Below are 19,549 nucleotides of genomic sequence, written 5' to 3'. Positions count from 1 at the left end.
CTTGACATGGGTGCCAGTTTAAAGTGGACATTGCTTTTTTAGTCTACTAAAGGCATTTTATTTTCATCGAGTGTGAAACCTTCTCCATGGACATCATGGACAATTGTGATGGAGACAAATGCATGGGGATCAACGGAAGTAATTACATTTTTCAAACGGACTATTTCATTTTTTGCGACAACACAATATAAGACTTCACGCTCACTTTTAGTGTAAGAGCCGTATCCCTTTAGGACTGTTACTCCTCGGTCCATTTCTTCCATAATCTTAGAGGCAATTTGCTCGTTCTTTTCCGAAATAATCATAGCTCCTCGCGCTGAATAAGCACCTTCTAACATGAAATCAATTACTCTAGCGCCAATAAACACAGCTACGAGTGTGTACATTGCTTGTTTATAATTTAAGTATGTTACCAAAGATAAAGCGATAACACATGCATCAAACAAGAACATTGTTTTTCCCATATTCCAGCCTGCATATTTTTGGACAAGCCTAGCAATAATATCGACTCCTCCTGTAGTTCCTCCATAACGGAAGATCACGCCTAAACCAATGCCTGTAAAAACTCCTGCAAATAATGCAGCTAATGTTAAATCACTTTGAAGTGGCATATCAATGGAATAGCGTTGAAATATCCATAAAAAAATGGACACCCCGACTGTCCCTAATATCGTATATAAAAATGTATTACGTCCTAACAATTTCCACCCAATAAAAAAAAGTGGAATATTTAAGAATAGATTTGAATAGGATGGATCCCATTTAAACAAGAAATAAAATAGAAGTGCGATGCCTGTGAAGCCGCCTTCTGCCAGTTTGTTTTGCATATTAAAATTGACAAGGCCAAACGACATTATCGCTGCTCCCAATAGGATAAATAATATGTTTTTTACTTTAAGACCATGTAACATTAATAACCCCCCTCTACCATAAATTCTCTTATATGGCGGTTTTTATTATATCGAATAAAAAATGTTAGAGCAATGAGTAGAGAAAAAGAGGGTAATATAAATGAAAACATTTGTAAATCGGCGTTAATTTAGCTAACATAAACAATAGAATAGGGATATGAACATAATTAGCAGTCTTATTGATGAGGTGATATACATGGCCAAAGAAAAGACGATGAAAGACCTTCAGCAAGAAGTAGATTTGTACATTAGTCAATTTAAAGAGGGGTATTTCAGTCCGCTTGCGATGCTAGCAAGACTTACAGAAGAACTAGGGGAATTTGCTAGAGAAGTAAACCATTATTATGGTGAGAAACCCAAAAAAACAAGTGAAACTGAAAAAGCCATCGAAGAAGAACTTGGTGATCTTTTATTTGTATTAATTTGTTTTGCTAACTCTTTAAATATCAGCTTAGAAGATGCACATAATTATGTAATGGAAAAATTTAAGACAAGAGACCAAAATCGGTGGACAAGAATTAATGAAGAAAAAATGGAGTGAACTTTATGGAACAAATTAAAATTATCATCGCTGGTCCCCGCGGCCGAATGGGCAGTGAAGCAGTGAAGTTAGTAACGAATATTGATCATTTTGAACTTTTAGCTGTTGTGGATCATAAATATGATGGAATGATGCTTAGCGACTTGGAAGGCTTTCATTCAATACATAACGTACCCGTTTATACAAATATCGAAACATGCCTGGAAAATGTCCATGCAGATGTCTTGATTGATCTAACCACACCTGAGGTGGGCATGCATCACGCAAAAACTGCACTCACAAACAATGTTCGACCGGTGGTTGGAACAACAGGTTTTACTGCAAGAGATTTAGAGGAATTAGAACAAATTTGTCATGAGAAAAAACTGGGATGTATTATTGCTCCGAATTTTGCCATTGGTGCTGTGTTAATGATGAAATTCTCACAAATGGCTGCAAAATATTTTAACGATATAGAAATTATTGAATTGCATCACGATCAAAAACTGGATGCTCCTTCAGGAACAGCTGTAAAAACAGCAGAAATGATTTCTGCAGTTCGTGAGGAAAAAAATCAGGGGCACCCAAATGAAAAAGAAACGATTCAAGGTGCGCGGGGTGCAACGTTCGATGGAATGCATATTCACTCGGTACGCTTGCCTGGACTTGTTGCCCACCAACAGGTGTTATTTGGTTCTGATGGTCAGACTCTAACAATAAGGCATGATTCATACCATCGCGGCTCTTTTATGTCGGGTGTAAAAGTGGCAGTAGAAACTGTAATGACACATAATACTTTTGTTTATGGACTAGAAAATATTTTAGAATAGGGAGTAAATATATGAATATCGCCTTAATAGCTCATGATAAAAAGAAAAATGATTTGGTTCAGTTCGCGACTGCTTATCAAAATATATTTTCGAAGCATACATTATTCGCGACTGGTACAACTGGACAGCGAATTAGTGAGGCAACGGGTCTAAGTATAACTCGTTTTCAATCTGGACCCCTTGGTGGTGACCAGCAAATCGGAGCAATGATTGCCCAAAATAAAATGGATGCTGTTTTCTTCTTCCGTGACCCATTAACATCACAGCCACATGAACCAGATGTAACAGCATTGGTTAGACTATGTGATGTATACTCGATTCCACTTGCTACTAATATGGGAACTGCAGAATTATTAATAAGAGGCCTAGAACTGGGGCTTATTGAGTGGAGAAATCTAAATAAAGAGAATGGTGCAATCAATGATTAATCAGCACCTTCATGTCCTTGCATTTGGCGCACATGCGGACGATGTCGAGATTGGCATGGCTGGAACGATTGCTAAATTGACCTCCCAAGGGAAACAAGTTGGTATCTGTGACTTAACAGATGCCGACCTTTCTTCAAATGGGAATGTACCCCTAAGAAAAGAGGAGGCGGCAAAGGCTGCAGGGATATTAAACGTCTCTATGCGTACATCACTGGGTTTTCCAGATAGAGGATTATTTCTTAAAGACGAGTACATAAGAGAGATTGCAAGGATTATTAGAACATACAAGCCTCAGATTGTGTTTGCACCTTATTTTGAAGACCGCCATCCTGACCATGGTCATTGTGCTAGTTTAGTGGAGGAAGCTGTTTTTTCATCTGCCATAAGAAAATATGTAACAGAAGGTAATGAACCTGCACATCGGGTGGAAAGAGTTTATTTTTATATGATTAATGGTTTTCATAAACCAGATTTCACCATTGATATTACTCAATATATGGATAAAAAACTCCAAGCATTGAGGGAGTACAAAAGCCAATTCGAGCAAACAGAAGAAAGCTATAGTACTCCGCTTGTAAATGGGTATATTGAAACTGTTGAGTCAAGGGAAAGAATGTTTGGTAAGTTGGTTGGTGTTACATTTGCTGAAGGGTTCAAAACGAAAGTTCCAATCCTTTTGAATCGTGATTTGATAGGAGAATAAACATGAGGAAACTTAAAATTGGTATTACTTGCTATCCGACAGTAGGTGGTTCAGGTGTAGTAGCGACTGAATTAGGGAAAATGCTTGCTGAAAAGGGACATGAAATTCATTTCATCTCATCAAGTATCCCATTTAGATTAAATAAAATGTACCATAATATCTATTATCATCAGGTTGAAGTGAATCAATATTCCGTATTTCAGTACCCACCTTACGATATTGCCTTAGCAAGTAAAATGGCGGAAGTGGCTAATCGGGAAAAATTAGATCTGCTCCACGTCCACTATGCTATTCCTCACGCTGTATGTGCAATACTAGCAAAGCAAATGAGCCATCGAGATATTAAAATTGTCACGACATTACATGGTACCGATATAACGGTTTTGGGTTATGATCCATCTTTGACAGATGCGATTAAATTTGGAATTGAAAAATCAGATGTTGTAACAGCAGTTTCCAAGGCTCTAGTGGACCAGACGTATGAGTTAATCAATCCAGATAAACAAATTGAAACAGTGTATAACTTTATTGATGACCGCATTTATAAAAAAAGTGATGCACGTGCTTTAAAGTCAGAATTTGAGATAAAAGAAGATGAAAAGGTAATTATTCACGTTTCCAATTTCCGTCCGGTAAAACGGGTACAAGATGTGGTAAAGTCCTTTGCAAAGATTGCATCTGTAATGCCAGCCAAGCTACTATTGGTCGGTGATGGCCCTGAAATGACCATCATCTGTAAACTTGTCAGAGAGTTTGGACTAGAAGATCAAGTCATTTTCTTAGGTAAACAAGAGAGCCTGGAGGAATTGTACTCCATCAGTGATTTAATGCTGTTATTATCGGAAAAGGAAAGCTTTGGACTTGTTGCATTAGAGGCGATGGCATGTGGAGTTCCTTGTGTCGGTACGAATGTTGGTGGTGTACCAGAAGTTATTAATCATGGAATGAATGGATTTATTTGTGAAGTAGGCGACATCGACGATATCTCTAATAAGTCATTAGCCATTTTAGTTGATCAGGACCTTTATCAGCAATTTTCCAAACAATCTGTGGAGACAGCAAAAACTAAATTTAAGGCTGACCAAATTGTTGAACAATATGAACAAATATATTTTAATTTACTGAATTAAGGTGAAGTAAATGATTGACCCATTTTTAGCAGCAAGTCCTGTATTAAAAAAACTGGAGGATGCTGGCTTTGAAGCCTATTTTGTTGGTGGCTCCGTTAGAGATTTTTTGTTAAAACGAGAGATTAATGACGTTGATATTGCAACAAGCGCAACCCCCGATGAAGTGAAAAGGATTTTTCCGAAAACAGTGGATATTGGAATCGAACATGGAACAGTTCTCGTTCTTGTAAATGATGGAGGATATGAAATTACCACCTTTAGGACCGAATCAGACTATCAAGATTATCGAAGACCCAAAGAGGTTACCTTTATCCGCAACTTAAACGAGGATTTACAGCGCAGAGATTTTACAATGAATGCTATCGCGATGGACAGAAATAGAAAATTAATTGACCCATTTAATGGATTTATAGCCATTCAAGATAGAATAATTCAAACAGTTGGAAGTCCGAATGACCGATTCCAAGAAGACGCCTTAAGAATGATGAGAGCAGTTAGGTTTGTAAGCCAACTCTCTTTTCAAATCGAAAGCGGTACGGTTCAAGCATTAGCAAAGCTTGTTCACTTGCTTGATAACATTGCTGTAGAGAGAAAAAGAGCGGAGTTTGAGAAACTCTTAATTGGTAAAAATAAGACTAAAGCGTTGAATATTCTCCTTGAAGCAAATATTTATTCTTATTTACCAGGTTTGAAAGGAAAGAGGCAGCAATTAGAGGAGTTCCGTAGTTTTAACAGTGGGAATCTTAATAAAAATGAAATGTGGTCACTCTTAATTTTCTGTATAAATTTAAAAGAAAAAGAGATAGAGTTATTTTTAAAAGAGTGGCGGCTTGCACTTAAGGAAATAAGAGAGATTCAACAAGTTGTTCATTTCCTTACAAAAAGACTTGAACAAGATTGGACCATATATGACCTATATTCTGCTGGTCGTGATCATATCCTATCAACGGAAAAGCTCTACCATGTTATTAATGGGACCAACGAAGTTGAATCGATTGAACATTGGATTAAACTGTATGAAACCCTGCCGATAAAAGACCGTTCAGAAATGAATGTGACTGGAAATGACGTAATGGATTGGTTCAATAAAAGAGGTGGACCATGGCTTAAGGAGACGCTTTTAACCATTGAAGAAAATATCCTAGCCGGAAATCTAGATAACGACAAAGAAAAGATCAAGGAGTGGCTAATGAAGTGCAATCAGAAATAAGAAAAGAATTACTTGATGCCTTTACAACTGCAGGTGACACCTTTTTATCAGGGCAGCATCTAGCAGAACTCATTGGCTGCTCAAGGACGGCAGTATGGAAGCATATTGAGGAATTAAGGAAGGAAGGATTTGAATTAGAAGCCGTTAGAAACAAAGGTTACCGGATTCTAAAAACTCCTGAAAAAGTGACTGCAGATGAGGTAAGGTTTGGCTTAACCACAAACTTTATAGGGAGAAATATCCATTATGTAGAAAGTGTGGAGTCTACCCAAAAGCTTGCCCATCACTTTGCTTCAGAAGATGCCCCGGAAGGCACGGTCATCATCGCTGAAGAGCAGTTGTCTGGCAGGGGTAGAATGGCCCGAAAATGGCATTCGCCAAAATATACAGGTATATGGATGAGTATGATTATACGTCCAAATATACCCCTAAGCAATGCGCCACAATTGACATTGCTCGCAGCAGTTGCGATTGTTCAAGCCATTGAAGAAATGACAGACCTTATTCCGGAAATAAAATGGCCGAATGATATTCTTATTAACGGAAAGAAAGTAACGGGAATATTAACGGAATTACAAGCGGAGGCCGACCTTATTCATTCAATTATCATAGGAATTGGTATAAATGTGAATCAGAAGAAAGAAGATTTCCCGTTAGAACTTCAAGAAATAGCTACTTCCCTATTTATCGAGGATGGAGAAACTGTCTCGAGAGCAGAGTTAATTAGATCTATTTTCAAACACTTTGAAAAATTATATACGCTGTATCTAGAACAAGGATTTCTTCCAATAAAGCTTTTATGGGAGGGTTATGCCGGCAATATCGGTAAATACATAAAAGCTAGAACACTTACGAATACGATTGAAGGAAAAGCACTAGGAATAACCAATGATGGAGTGCTGCAGTTAGAGGATTTGACCGGTACGATTCATCATATCTATTCTGCGGATATTGAGTTTTAAAAGCTTGAACTTTTCGTAGAATTTGTTATAATTCTATCCAATGGGCAGTATCCACTGAGAACTGCACCTTTACGAAACTAACAATTAATAAGGTTTCTGCCTAGATCCGTATAGCGGACCGGGACAGAGGGATGAAGCATGTTAAAAGTGTAACTGGGATCCTCTGCCTTCAGAAGGATCTTTTTATTTGCTCTTTTAAAATCTTTTTATCCCCTCTCCCATATAAAAGGAGGGAAAATTGATGAAGCAAACATCAGATTTCTTGAAAATGAAGGAAAATAATGAAAAAATCGTTATGTTAACCGCGTATGATTACCCTTCGGCTAAGCAAGCTGAAGAGGGCGGAGTTGACGTTATATTGGTGGGAGACTCTCTTGGGATGGTAGTCCTTGGTTATGACTCAACCATACCAGTAACGCTTGACGACATGATACATCATACAAAAGCTGTAAAACGTGGAGCAAAAGATACCTTTATTCTCGCTGATATGCCGTTTCTAACTTATCATTTATCCGTTCGGGATACATTATTAAATGCTGCCAGACTAATACAAGAAACGGGTGCACATGCGGTTAAACTAGAAGGTGCAGATGATGTTATTGAAAAAATTACTGCTTTAACTAGAGCCGGTATTCCTGTCTGTGCCCATTTGGGGTTAACCCCTCAATCTGTAGGTGTATTAGGTGGATATAGAGTGCAAGGGAAAGATGCCCAAGCAGCAAGGAAATTGCTCCAAGATGCAAAGAAATGTGAAGAAGCCGGTGCCTTTGCTATCGTTCTTGAATGTGTACCAAAACAACTGGCCGAGGAAGTTGCCCATATGATTTCTATTCCAGTTATTGGTATTGGGGCCGGAGTTGCTGTCGATGGTCAAGTTCTCGTTTATCATGATATTCTAGGCTATGGCGTTAATCGCGTACCGAAGTTCGTCAAACAATATCATGCTGTCAATCCATTTATGATTGAATCAATTCAAGCCTATGCAGCTGACGTTAAAAATGAACGGTTTCCTGAAGAAAAACATTCTTTCACAATGAAGGAACAGGAACTGAAAGGGCTTTATGGAGGTACGAAATGAAGGTAATCACAACCATTATGGAAATGCAGGCAATAATAAATAAACATAAGCTCCAAGAAAAATCGATTGGCTTTGTACCAACAATGGGATTTCTGCATGAAGGTCATTTAACACTTTTAAATAGAGCAAGACAAGATAATGATATCGTTGTCCTAAGCATTTTTGTTAACCCATTACAATTTGGACCAAAAGAGGATTATGCTGAATACCCGCGTGATCTTGATCGTGATCGCGCCTTGGCTGAAAGTGAAATGGTCGATTTTCTTTTCCATCCATCCGTTGAGGAAATGTATCCAAACGAACCTTCGGTAAAAGTTAACGTCCGTGATCGCACGGATGTTTTATGTGGGAAATCACGCCCAGGCCATTTTGATGGCGTCGCTACAGTAATAACAAAACTCTTTAACATTATCATGCCAACAAGAGCTTATTTTGGAAAAAAAGATGCCCAGCAGGTGGCAGTTCTTGAGGGGTTAGTTTCTGATTTTAATATTCCTGTGGAACTTATTGCAGTCGATATCGTTCGTGAAAATGACGGACTTGCTAAGAGTTCTCGGAATGTTAATCTTCTGCCAAAGGAAAGACAAGAAGCTCCTGTTCTGTATCATAGCCTTCAAGCTGCAGTGGCAGCAATTAATGAAGGTGAGCGGAATTCAGCGAAATTAATTAGTATGATTAGTGAAATGATTACCAATGAATCAACGGGTACAATTGATTATGTCCAAATCTACTCCTATCCACAATTAAAGCAACTGGAAAAATTAGAGGGTACAATTATTATTGCACTGGCTGTAAAATTTACGAAGGTACGATTAATAGACAATTACATTACGAATATAGATTGATAGAAAAAAGAGAACGGGGGAGGAATATAATGTTTCGCAACATGATGAACGGAAAAATCCATCGAGCAACTGTTACAGAGGCTAATCTAAATTATGTAGGCAGTATCACGATTGATGAAGACTTATTAGATGCAGTTGGAATGATTGCAAATGAAAAGGTGCAAATTGTTAACAATAACAATGGTGCGCGTCTAGAGACCTATATTATTCCTGGCGAGAGAGGTAGTGGTGTCATTTGTTTAAATGGTGCAGCTGCCCGCTTGGTTCAAAAAGGTGATATCGTTATTATCATTTCCTACGCCCTTATTGCTGAAGAAAAGGTAGCAACACATAAACCTAAAGTAGCGATCATGGATGAAGACAATCGGATTAAAGAACTGATCAATGCAGAACCAGCCCTAACCATCATGTAATCCCCAATTTCGGGGATTTTTTTTTTTTACGACTGTTTTATATAATAAATATAAAAAAGATCGTAAAGATAATGGTAGAATGGGAAGCATCCTAGTAGTGTTTACTTTTTCTTTTGAAGATAATGTGATACCGTTTTAATGAACGAAGGTTTGGGGTGTTAATGAAATGATAAATAAATTCGTCGTAATTGATTTGGAAACAACGGGAAACATTCCAAAAAAGGGTGACAAAATCATCCAATTTGCTGCTGTGGTCATTGAAAATGGAAAAATCACAGAAAAATTTTCGTCATTAATAAATCCGAAAAAATCCATTCCAATATTTATTGAAGAATTGACCGGCTTAAATGATGACATGGTGAAGGATGCTCCCCTATTTTCGGAAATAGCAGAAAAGGTCATGACTTTACTGGATGGGGCTTATTTTGTTGCACATAATGTGTTATTTGACTTGTCTTTTCTTCAGGAAGAATTAATCCAATCGGGTCAAGAAGGGTTCTTTGGCCCTGTTCTTGATACGGTGGAAATGGCAAGAATACTTTATCCGACAGCTGATGGTTATAAGTTATCTGATTTAGCAGAGAAAGAAAATCTTAATCATGATCGCCCCCACCAAGCTGATAGTGATGCCCAGGTAACTGCTGAGCTTTTCTTAATTCTTTTAGATCGTTTGACATCCTTACCTAGAGTAACGCTAAAACAGCTTGCACATCTTTCTGGCGGTCTCAAAAGTGATCTACAGCAGTTTCTTGATGAAATACTCGTAAACAAAGATGACACGATTGAACAATTTTCGGAGTCGTTCGAGATTTTTAAGGGGATAGCCTTAAAAAGGCTTCCTGAGCAGTCAGGAACGATGGATGAAGGTAAAGAATATCAATATCCTGCAAGTGAGGATGAAAAAACCGAGTTGGTAAAACAAGCCTTTGCAGCCTTTGAGAAGAGGACAGGCCAATTTACCATGATGGATACTGTGTATCAATCCTTTCAAAATGAAAATCATACATTGATTGAAGCTGGAACCGGTGTCGGAAAATCACTTGGGTACCTGCTGCCGATTGCCTACTTTTCAAAGCAAAAGGAGCTTCCTATTGTTGTAAGCACGCATACCATTCATTTACAAGAACAAATTCTAAAAAATGAAATCCCGATCTTAGATAAAATTTTGCCCTTTAAGCTTAACTCTGTTCTCCTAAAGGGGAGGAATCATTATATTAGTTTAGAAAAGTTTAATCAGACACTTGTAGATGATAATGATAATTACGATACAGGGTTAACCAAAATGCAAATTCTTGTTTGGCTGATTGAAACTGAAACAGGTGATCGGGATGAGTTAAACCTATCAAGCGGCGGGCAAATATTCTGGAATAAAATTAAGAACGAACCCGCTATGTTTATGCAGAACCAAGCTTGGCAAGAAAGAGATTTTTATTTGAAGGCCAAAAGAAATGCGCAAACTGCCGATATAATTATTACCAATCACTCTTTGCTATTAAGTGATATTAAAGGAGAAGGCACAATTTTGCCCGATTTTTCTTTCGCTATCATTGATGAAGGACATCATTTTGAAAAAGTAGCAAGTCAGTTTTTTGGTCATACATTAGATTACTTATCCACCCGGCTCTTATTGGGTCAATTTGGTGTTTTAGAACAAAAACAGCTCTTTTATGAATTGGAGAAGCTAATTGCTTCTGTACCAAGGAAACCTGAGATGATGGCACCTGCAACTAAGTTAAATCAAATAAATGTTGACCTTGCTTTTGAAACAGACGAATTTTTTCAATTGATTGCTATTTTTGCAAAAGCCAAGCTTACAAATAAAAGAGGAATTAACCGTGCCAAGGTGCGCTTTTCTCTTCAAGACGAGGTAAAAGAAAAAAAGGCACTTGTACACAGTGCAGAAAGGTTTGCCTTTTTACTTAAGGATCTTCATTCAGTCATTATTGAACGACTCGAATGGATCAAAAGGGAAAGTAATTCGTTAACACGTTCCCAAGAAAATAAAATGGAAGAAATCCAAACCTTTCTAAATGATCTATCGGAATTAAGAGACACGGTTATTCATTCCTTTATTAAAAAAACGAATGATGTAAAATGGATTGAAATAGATATTCGTTCACCGCAAAATGTTACAACCTTTATAGCTCAGCCAGCATCTGTGGCCGACCAACTAAAAGCACAATTTTTTCAACTTAAAAAAGCGGTAGTAATCACTTCTGCTACTTTGACTGTGAATAAATCATTTGACTATATCATGAAGGAAATTGGACTTGATCCCGTTTCAACGATACAGTTGAACATTCCTTCGCCATTTGAATATAATCAACAGGTTCAACTCTTAATACCAGAAGACCTACCAGAAATAAACACGGTATCGTTAGAAGATTATGTCATTTCAATTACTGAGCATATCATCACAATTGCAGAGGCAACAAAAGGAAGAATGCTGATTCTATTTACCGCCTATGACATGCTAAAGAAAACCTATGAACTAATTAAAGAAAGTGGTTTTTTGCATGACTATGCAATGATTGCCCAAGGGATAACCAGTGGCAGCCGAACTAGGCTAACTAGAAATTTCCAGAGATATGATAAGGCATTATTGCTAGGGACAAGCAGTTTCTGGGAAGGGGTAGATATACCTGGTGAGGACTTATCGTGCCTTGTAATTGTTAGGCTACCATTTAGCCCCCCTGATGAACCTTTAACAGAGGCAAAATGTCAGTTAATCGAAAAACGCGGGGGAAATGCTTTTTCTGAATACTCTCTACCAGAAGCGGTCCTTAGATTTAAACAAGGATTTGGTCGGTTAATTCGTACGGAAAATGACCGTGGAATTATTGTGGTTTTTGATAAAAGAATTGTAACGACCAAGTATGGTAAGGCCTTTTTGAAATCAATTCCCAATGTTCCCATAAAAAAGGGTAAGATGGATGATTTAGCTGAAATTATTGACTCTTGGTTATAATAAATCAGTCAGACCAATTGTTTAATATACTGGATAATATTTGGTAAAAAACACATCCTATATTATGGGAGGTGTGTCATGAGAACCTTACTATTATTACTGTCCATATTCATTCAAACGACACTCATGGTTGAGGCATCAAAGACGACTACTTTAAATAATATTGAAAACATTGACTTAAATATTAAGGATCATGAAGTTGCTGTTACTTTTTTAGGCCTGTCTGAAGGTGATTCAACCCTTATTCAAGGCTCAAATGGTGAAAATATCTTGGTAAATGCCGGCGGGAAAGAGACGGATGCAGAATTGGAAGGATGGCTTTATCTTTATGATGTGAAGAAAATTTCGAAGCTAATTCTTACAAAGAACGAACTAGAGCTTTCAGAAAAACAAATCAATAGGCTAATAACGAAGTATAGTATAAAAGAAATTATCACAACACCGGAGTTATCTGCCCAAATAACAAACAAACTAAGCTTACTAAATAAACCTGCAGTCGTCACCTGGGGTGAGGGCACAAAAAAAACCATTCTTCCGGAGTTGACTGCAGTGGTCCAATTTGTTGGAAATGAACCCAATGAGGGCATGGATTTGACACTGGATTTTTTTAATCACCGCATTTTCCTGATGACTTCGTTTACACCACATGCGGAGGAAACCTTGATGAAGAAGAATTTGGAAAATATTAATGTTTTTAAGATTCCTAATTGTGCAATGGAGGACTCTTTATCTGAAAAATTAATCCAGTATTTAAATCCGCAAATTTCGATTCTATTTGCACCAGAAGAAGAGGAGCATGACCCAGATATTCTTGTCGATCTCCATGAAACTTGGTCAGAAATCTATACTACCAAAAAACATGGTACCGTCACGATAAAATTCACCGATTCAAACTATGAAGTTATAACGATCCCTGTCGAAGAGGATAACTAAGAAAAAATTAGAAAAATTCATATAATCACAGACCCACTTTTTGCTTCCACCTGTTATAATAATGGTTGAGATTTATCAATTATTGTAGAGAAATAGGCAAATATTGGAGGAAAACGGATGGAAAGTAAAATTGAAGTGTTATCAACAGTAAAAATCCAGCACAGTCCGGATTTGTATAAAATTGTTGATGCTCTTAATCGAACCTTGAAGCAAAAAGATCTTATGTTTGGATTGGCACTTGATCAAGAAGATAAAAATACAGCGATTTTTACCATTTATCGTACATAAAGAAGTGAGTGCTTATGAAAAAGTGGATTATATTTATAGTAATATTTATAGTAGTGATTTTTGGTTTATTAATAAAAGTGTATTTCACATCTGTGGAACCTGTTAAATCTGCAGAGAAAAAAGCGGTTGCACTAGCCAACAAGGAAATATCTATAAAAGAAGTTGAGGATTTTCATATATATAATGGCATAGAAACTGTAAATGTCATTGAGGGAAAAAGTAATAAAGGTGAAAAAATTATTGTTTGGATTCCTGAAAAAAGTAAAAAAGTTTACGTGGAAAAAGCAAAGGATGGTTTATCGAAAGAAGAAGCCATTCAGAAACTTTTACAAGAAAAAAGTCCTAAAAAGGTTATTTCAGTGAGACTTGGCATGGAAAAAAATATCCCTTTGTGGGAAATATATTATCGTTCTAATAATAATTTAATAAATTATTACTATGTTCACTTTGACACAGGTGAATGGCTAAAGAAAATCGAAAACCTATAGATGTAATGGAGAATGGAGGAAATATTTATGGTAGTGGAATTAGCAAATCGAGTGAAGGCACTTACACCTTCAACAACATTAGCAATTACTGCAAAAGCAAAGGAATTAAAGGAACAAGGTGAAGACGTTATCGGTTTGGGAGCAGGTGAACCTGACTTTAATACTCCACAATATATTTTAGATGCTGCGTCACAATCCATGAATGAAGGGCATACGAAGTATACCCCATCAGCAGGCTTACCTGCATTAAAAAAAGCAATTATTAAGAAATTTGAAGCGGACCAAGGGTTAACATATAAACTGAATGAAATCATTGTAGGAAATGGAGCTAAACACGTTCTTTATACATTATTTCAAGTCCTATTAAATGATGGTGATGAGGTTATAATCCCTACTCCATATTGGGTCAGCTATCCAGAGCAAGTCAAATTAGCAGGCGGCGTTCCTGTGTATATCGAAGGATTAGAGCAAAATCAATTTAAAGTAACCCCAGAGCAATTAAAGAGCGCCATTACGAAAAATACGAAAGCTGTTATAATAAATTCACCTAGCAATCCAACGGGTGTGTTGTATACAGCAGAAGAACTTTATGAGTTAGGCAAAGTTTGTCTTGAGGAAAATATTCTCATTGTTTCAGATGAAATTTATGAAAAGCTAGTTTATGGGGAAAATAAACATGTTTCGATCGCACAACTTTCTCCTGAACATAAAGACCAAACCATTGTAATTAATGGCGTTTCTAAATCACATTCGATGACAGGTTGGAGAATCGGGTACGCGGCTGGAAATAAAGTAATTATTGATGCGATGACAAACCTCGCAAGTCATAGTACATCTAATCCGACAACAACAGCCCAGTATGCAGCAATCGCTGCTTACAATGGCTCTCAACAGCCAGTAGAAGATATGCGCCAGGCATTTGAAAAAAGATTATCAATTATTTTTGATAAACTAGTAGCGATTCCCGGTGTAACATGTGTGAAACCGCAAGGAGCATTTTACCTTTATCCAAATGTAAGGAAAGCTGCTGAATTGACAGGATATCAAAATGTTGATGCTTTTGTTGAAGCCTTGCTGGTCGATGCTAAAGTCGCTGTTATCCCAGGTTCAGGCTTTGGAACTCCTGACAATATTCGACTCTCCTATGCAACTTCTTTAGAATTATTGGAAAAAGCAGTGGTGAGAATCCACCAATTTGTTACATCCAAATCAAGCATTGTCAATAATTAAAAACGTAAAAAGTCTGCTAAGGTCTGCAGGCTTTTTGCTTTTAGTTACCAAAGATGGATGCCTAAAACTCTTACTCGGATAATTTGTTCGTGGTATACTTAACTGGAGGTGTCCTAATGATGAAAACAAACTTTTTAGCATGGATTCAAGAAGGTAATATCACCGTTCCAACATTATTATTTTCTGAATACCGTAATCTAAATTTAAATGAATATGAACTTGTTCTTTTATTAAATATACTAACCTTTTTAGAAAAGGGGCATGAATTCCCTACACCAGATGAGTTATCGGCACGAATGACGATTTCCATTTCGGAATGTAATGAAATGCTTAGAAGGTTGATTCAAAGAGGTTTTATCGAAATTACCGATGAATATACGAATGAAGGTATCCGATATGAAAAGTATTCTGTCATCCCTTTATGGGAAAGACTTGTTGAACATTTCTTGACAAATATTAAAAGTAATAAGGAATCAGATAAGAAAGCAGACGAAACCGATCTTTATACTTGTTTTGAGAAGGAATTTGGCCGACCGTTATCTCCATTTGAATGTGAATCCCTAGCCATGTGGATGGATGATGATCATCACGACCCAATCATTATCAAAGCAGCTTTACGGGAAGCGGTAATGTCTGGAAAATTAAACTTCCGGTATATTGATAGAATTCTTTTTGAGTGGAAGAAAAATGGGATAAAAACGATAGAGCAAGCGAAAACCCATGGACTTAAATTTCGTCAAAAGCAAACACCTAAAGGAACTGTGAAGGGTGAAACACATCAACCAACTGTGCCCTTTTACAATTGGTTAGAACAATAGTCTTGATTAACGAGGGAGTTATCTCTCGTTTTATTCATTTTAATAGTAGTAGGTGATAGATATGTTGAATAATACCCAAATCCGTTATTGCCTTGATCAAATGGGTGCGATGTTTCCAGAGGCACACTGTGAATTAAATCATTCAAATCCATTCGAACTAGTCATTGCTGTGGCCTTATCGGCACAATGTACCGATGTGCTCGTAAATAAAGTGACTAAATCGTTATTTGAAAAATACAAAACACCTGAGGATTATCTTGAGGTTTCACTAGAAGAATTACAAAACGACATACGTTCGATTGGCCTTTACCGAAATAAAGCTAAAAACATTCAAAGCCTTTCCCGAATGGTATTAGAAGAGTATAAAGGTGAAATCCCAATGGATCGTGATGAGTTAACAAAGCTGCCTGGTGTGGGCAGGAAAACAGCAAATGTAGTTGTGTCCGTTGCTTTTAATGTACCTGCTATAGCAGTAGATACTCACGTTGAAAGAGTGAGTAAGCGTCTAGGGATTTGCCGTTGGAAGGATTCTGTACTCGAAGTGGAAAAAACATTAATGAGGAAGATTCCAAAAGACGAATGGTCAGTTACACATCATCGCTTGATATTTTTCGGCCGCTATCATTGTAAAGCCCAAAATCCACAATGTCCAAGCTGCCCACTAGTAGGGCTATGCAGGGAGGGTAAAAAGCGGATGAAAGGTCAGGTATCTATCAATGGATAAAAAGGTTGAGAACATTTCCAGCCTACTGAAGGAATGGGAAAATAGTAAGGTCCAACTCGAAGCATTATTTCGTGAACGAGACTATGAAAACGCAAAAGTGCTGATGGAAAAGGGAATTTTAATGTTTATTCAGTTCATGTCTTGGTCAAATGAATTGCCTGCAACTCTGGATGAACCTTTTAACTCTAAACAATTTGAGTTTAAACCTGTCAATGTGGAAGAACGGTTAGGTTTTATCATGTCTAGACCAAATCTATATCATTCATATCGCCAGTTATCAGAGTTAATGGTTGAGCAAGAAAAGCTGTATTCGAAAAGAAGTATACTAAAAAAAGCGTCTAAACCTAAAGGTTAGACGCTTTTTTACTATTCATTTTAGTTAGGGTAATGTTGTAGTTGTACCTGAATTTGCTCCATTAACTGTCCCATTGTCGACTGGGGTATCTGGTGGAGTAGTAACGCCGTCATCTTGGTTGTCAGTACCTGTGCCATTACCAGTACCGTTACCATCGCTAGTACCAGTACCAGTACCAGTACCAGTACCAGTACCAGTACCAGTACCAGTACCAGTACCAGTACCAGTACCAGTACCGTTGCCATTACCATTCCCATTTCCATTTCCATTACCTGGATTAGTACCATTACCTGGATTAGTACCATTACCTGGATTAGTATTACCTGGGTTTTCTTCTTGAATAGGTAGTGGTATGTCAATTGCAGCAGTTGCTGGATTACTAGTTCGATCACCACTGATTGCCACAATCGTGAAAGAATATTTAGTACCAGGTACTGCAGGTATGCTTAAAGCTGTTTCTGCTTGATTATATTGCTTTTGACCGGTCCCGCTATTTACCGTTACGGAGAAAGTAACATTTGCCTCTTTGGAATTATTGTAATCCCATGTTAAGGTAATATTTTTATTTACTTCATCATATTTGGCATTTAGTTTTTTCGGAGCATTCAGTTTGTCATACCTTTGGGAGACACGTTTAGGTGCATGACCTTTCACAGCATACTCAGTAATAACTTGACTTCCAGGGGTATATTTACTTGCCAATACCGGCGGCATCGAACCTCTTTCAATACTTACTTCTTGAACGCTGTTTGGCATAGTAAAGTCAGGTGTATCGATATCCTTTGATACATGTTCCATTAAGTTTTTAAAAATTAATTGGGCTAAACGTTGATTATTTCCGACCGCGTTGATAGGTGTACTTCGGTTTTTGTATCCTGTCCAAATAGACGCAGTGTAATTAGTTGTATATCCAGTAAACCAGGCATCAGGAACGGACCTGCTGCTCGGAATACCCCATTTTTGTATTTCCTCATCTGTATAATTCGTTGTACCGGTCTTGCCGGCGATTGGAAGTCCGGGAACTTTCGCCCTTGTTCCTGTCCCAGGAGATACGAGGACACTTTTTAACATATCGGTAATCATAAAAGCGGTCGAATCTTTCATCACCACTTTTGGTTCAGGTTCTGTGCTAATAAAGGTTCCATCACGCAACTTGATTTTTCTAATAGCATGTGGTTTTGTATAAATGCCATTATTGCCAAAGGCGCTATAGGCACCAGCCATTTCAAGTGGGGAAACCCCCGTTTTAAAACCGCCAATTGCGTAGGATTCAAAAATTTCTTTTAAAGGAATACCTAAACCAACTGCAAAGTCTTTCGCTTTATCAAGACCAACTTGCTGTAGAGCCTGAACGGCTGGTGAGTTTCGTGATAATTGCAGTGCGGTTCTAATTGTCATCGGTCCTTTATAGCTTTGGTCCCAGTTCCCAAACTTTTTCCCGGATGAATAGGTTATTGGTTTATCCTCAATCATTTCAAAGGTTCCCCAATTTAAATATTCAATCGCGGGACCATAATCAAGCACAGGCTTGATTGTTGAACCTGGTTGACGTTGTGTATCGATGGCATAGTTAAACCCACGTTTTACTTTTTGGTTCCTTCCGCCTCCAATTGCCCGAATTTCTCCAGTTTTTGTATCAAGGAGAGCAACCCCAGCTTGAAATTCATCATCTGGATAATCAATAATGTCTGATTTATTAAGAATGTCTTCTACATATGATTGCGCATCTGGATCTAGAGTCGTATGGATTGTTAAACCATCTGTAAAGATATCAAAATCAGATGTTTCTTTCACTTCATCAATAACTGCATCCACAAATGAATCAAAGGGTTTTTCATTAACTTTACGTTGTTGTTCATTTAGAACGGTCGACTTAACTGAAACCTTTTTCGCATCTTCCATCTCTTGCTTAGAAATAAAACCATGCTGGTGCATTAACGTCAGGACAATATTTCGTCTCTCCTCAGCTAAATCAGGATGATCGAATGGGTTATAATTATTAGGACTTTGCGGCATCCCAGCAATTTGGGCAGCCTCTGATAATGTTAAATCTTTTAATTCTTTTCCATAATAAATTTTTGCGGCAGTTGCAATACCATGGCTATTTTCAGAAACATAAACCTTATTTACATACATCTCGAAAATCTGGTGTTTAGTATATTGCTGTTCAAGCTGATAAGAGAGCCAGGCTTCTTCGACTTTTCGCTTTAAGGTTTTTTCAGGAGTTAAAAATGAGTTTTTAACCACTTGTTGTGTGATGGTGCTGGCACCTTCAGAACCAAATCCATGTTGGATATTTGCTAACACAGCACCGCCTAATCTAATCGGGTCAATACCATGGTGTTTGTAGAAACGGTAATCCTCGGTTGCCAAAATGGCATTTTCAACTACTTGTGGTATGTCTTTATAATTTACATATTCCCGATTAACTGCACCTACTTCAGTAATCAACTTGTCATCTTTATCTAAAATCTTCGAAGGGATTGGATCTTTTAATAATTTTGGGTCAAGTACGGGAGCATCCTTTACTAAGTAGGCGAAAGTCCCCACTCCCGAAAGTATTCCAATAATACCAAGGGCCACTAAGGTTAGAAAAATTTTCTTTATTAATCCACCCGATTTTTTCTTGGTTTTTGGTTTACCTTTGGTTTGGAGTTTCTTTCGGCGCTCCTCTCTTGATTGGTACTGTTCTGACATGGTAATATTCCTTCCTTT

At 37.5% G+C, this 19,549-nt stretch carries 20 protein-coding genes; 18 read left to right on the top strand and 2 right to left on the bottom strand.

Going from position 1 to position 19,549, the window contains the following annotated elements:
- Window positions 1-38: 38 nt before the first annotated feature.
- Window positions 39-911 (bottom strand): YitT family protein, encoded by an 873-nt coding sequence (locus J7E67_RS25975; RefSeq protein WP_214712080.1) that lies wholly within the window; start codon window positions 909-911, stop codon window positions 39-41.
- Window positions 912-1,107: 196 nt separating this feature from the next.
- On the opposite strand from J7E67_RS25975, the gene J7E67_RS25970 reads away from it, so the two are divergent.
- The 18 genes from J7E67_RS25970 to J7E67_RS25885 all read left to right on the top strand — a co-directional run bounded on the left by J7E67_RS25970 (window position 1,108) and on the right by J7E67_RS25885 (window position 16,834).
- A complete protein-coding gene (locus J7E67_RS25970) occupies window positions 1,108-1,452 on the top strand; it encodes a nucleotide pyrophosphohydrolase (RefSeq protein ID WP_098931636.1) in 345 nt (114 codons plus the stop codon).
- Window positions 1,453-1,457: 5 nt separating this feature from the next.
- Window positions 1,458-2,261 (top strand): 4-hydroxy-tetrahydrodipicolinate reductase, encoded by an 804-nt coding sequence (gene dapB / locus J7E67_RS25965; RefSeq protein ID WP_214712082.1) that lies wholly within the window; start codon window positions 1,458-1,460, stop codon window positions 2,259-2,261.
- Between the two features lie 11 nt (window positions 2,262-2,272).
- The gene (gene mgsA, locus J7E67_RS25960) at window positions 2,273-2,689 is read left to right on the top strand and encodes a methylglyoxal synthase (RefSeq protein ID WP_168244905.1); all 417 of its coding nucleotides are present in this window, start codon (window positions 2,273-2,275) and stop codon (window positions 2,687-2,689) included.
- Window positions 2,682-3,392 (top strand): bacillithiol biosynthesis deacetylase BshB1, encoded by a 711-nt coding sequence (gene bshB1 / locus J7E67_RS25955; protein ID WP_214712083.1) that lies wholly within the window; start codon window positions 2,682-2,684, stop codon window positions 3,390-3,392. Before mgsA ends, bshB1 begins: the two co-directional genes overlap by 8 nt.
- Before the next feature lie 2 nt (window positions 3,393-3,394).
- The gene (gene bshA / locus J7E67_RS25950) at window positions 3,395-4,522 is read left to right on the top strand and encodes an N-acetyl-alpha-D-glucosaminyl L-malate synthase BshA (RefSeq protein ID WP_214712085.1); all 1,128 of its coding nucleotides are present in this window, start codon (window positions 3,395-3,397) and stop codon (window positions 4,520-4,522) included.
- Between the two features lie 10 nt (window positions 4,523-4,532).
- On the top strand, window positions 4,533-5,732 hold the full coding sequence (locus J7E67_RS25945) for a CCA tRNA nucleotidyltransferase (RefSeq protein ID WP_214712087.1): 1,200 nt from the start codon (window positions 4,533-4,535) through the stop codon (window positions 5,730-5,732).
- Window positions 5,717-6,694, top strand: coding sequence for a biotin--[acetyl-CoA-carboxylase] ligase (locus J7E67_RS25940; protein ID WP_214733093.1), 978 nt, complete (start codon window positions 5,717-5,719; stop codon window positions 6,692-6,694). The genes J7E67_RS25945 and J7E67_RS25940 overlap by 16 nt, the downstream gene beginning before the upstream one ends.
- Window positions 6,695-6,935: 241 nt before the next feature.
- Window positions 6,936-7,772 (top strand): 3-methyl-2-oxobutanoate hydroxymethyltransferase, encoded by an 837-nt coding sequence (gene panB, locus J7E67_RS25935; RefSeq protein ID WP_214712091.1) that lies wholly within the window; start codon window positions 6,936-6,938, stop codon window positions 7,770-7,772.
- Window positions 7,769-8,617, top strand: a complete 849-nt coding sequence (panC, locus tag J7E67_RS25930) for a pantoate--beta-alanine ligase (protein WP_214712093.1) — start codon at window positions 7,769-7,771, stop codon at window positions 8,615-8,617. Before panB ends, panC begins: the two co-directional genes overlap by 4 nt.
- Before the next feature lie 29 nt (window positions 8,618-8,646).
- Window positions 8,647-9,030, top strand: a complete 384-nt coding sequence (gene panD / locus J7E67_RS25925; RefSeq protein WP_214712095.1) for an aspartate 1-decarboxylase — start codon at window positions 8,647-8,649, stop codon at window positions 9,028-9,030.
- Window positions 9,031-9,196: 166 nt separating this feature from the next.
- Complete coding sequence (gene dinG, locus J7E67_RS25920) at window positions 9,197-11,998, top strand: ATP-dependent DNA helicase DinG (protein ID WP_214733092.1); 2,802 nt, start codon at window positions 9,197-9,199, stop codon at window positions 11,996-11,998.
- 78 nt (window positions 11,999-12,076) lie between these two features.
- Window positions 12,077-12,931 (top strand): ComEC/Rec2 family competence protein, encoded by an 855-nt coding sequence (locus J7E67_RS25915; protein WP_214712097.1) that lies wholly within the window; start codon window positions 12,077-12,079, stop codon window positions 12,929-12,931.
- Window positions 12,932-13,048: 117 nt separating this feature from the next.
- Window positions 13,049-13,219, top strand: coding sequence for a YpmA family protein (locus J7E67_RS25910; RefSeq protein ID WP_088088772.1), 171 nt, complete (start codon window positions 13,049-13,051; stop codon window positions 13,217-13,219).
- A 14-nt stretch (window positions 13,220-13,233) separates the two neighbouring features.
- Window positions 13,234-13,707: a cell wall elongation regulator TseB-like domain-containing protein gene (locus J7E67_RS25905; protein ID WP_214712098.1), complete on the top strand. Its 474-nt coding sequence runs from the start codon at window positions 13,234-13,236 to the stop codon at window positions 13,705-13,707.
- A gap of 33 nt (window positions 13,708-13,740) precedes the next feature.
- Complete coding sequence (locus J7E67_RS25900) at window positions 13,741-14,937, top strand: pyridoxal phosphate-dependent aminotransferase (RefSeq protein ID WP_214712129.1); 1,197 nt, start codon at window positions 13,741-13,743, stop codon at window positions 14,935-14,937.
- 116 nt (window positions 14,938-15,053) lie between these two features.
- A complete protein-coding gene (locus tag J7E67_RS25895) occupies window positions 15,054-15,755 on the top strand; it encodes a DnaD domain-containing protein (RefSeq protein WP_214712099.1) in 702 nt (233 codons plus the stop codon).
- Window positions 15,756-15,816: 61 nt separating this feature from the next.
- The gene (gene nth, locus J7E67_RS25890) at window positions 15,817-16,479 is read left to right on the top strand and encodes an endonuclease III (protein WP_168244893.1); all 663 of its coding nucleotides are present in this window, start codon (window positions 15,817-15,819) and stop codon (window positions 16,477-16,479) included.
- On the top strand, window positions 16,472-16,834 hold the full coding sequence (locus J7E67_RS25885; RefSeq protein ID WP_214712100.1) for a YpoC family protein: 363 nt from the start codon (window positions 16,472-16,474) through the stop codon (window positions 16,832-16,834). The genes nth and J7E67_RS25885 overlap by 8 nt, the downstream gene beginning before the upstream one ends.
- Before the next feature lie 24 nt (window positions 16,835-16,858).
- Here J7E67_RS25885 and J7E67_RS25880 read toward each other — a convergent pair whose 3' ends face one another.
- Window positions 16,859-19,531: a transglycosylase domain-containing protein gene (locus J7E67_RS25880; RefSeq protein WP_214733091.1), complete on the bottom strand. Its 2,673-nt coding sequence runs from the start codon at window positions 19,529-19,531 to the stop codon at window positions 16,859-16,861.
- Between the last annotated feature and the right edge of the window lie 18 nt (window positions 19,532-19,549).

The organism is Bacillus sp. ISL-46 (assembly GCF_018613205.1).
This window is presented reverse-complemented; position numbering and strand designations above follow the sequence as displayed.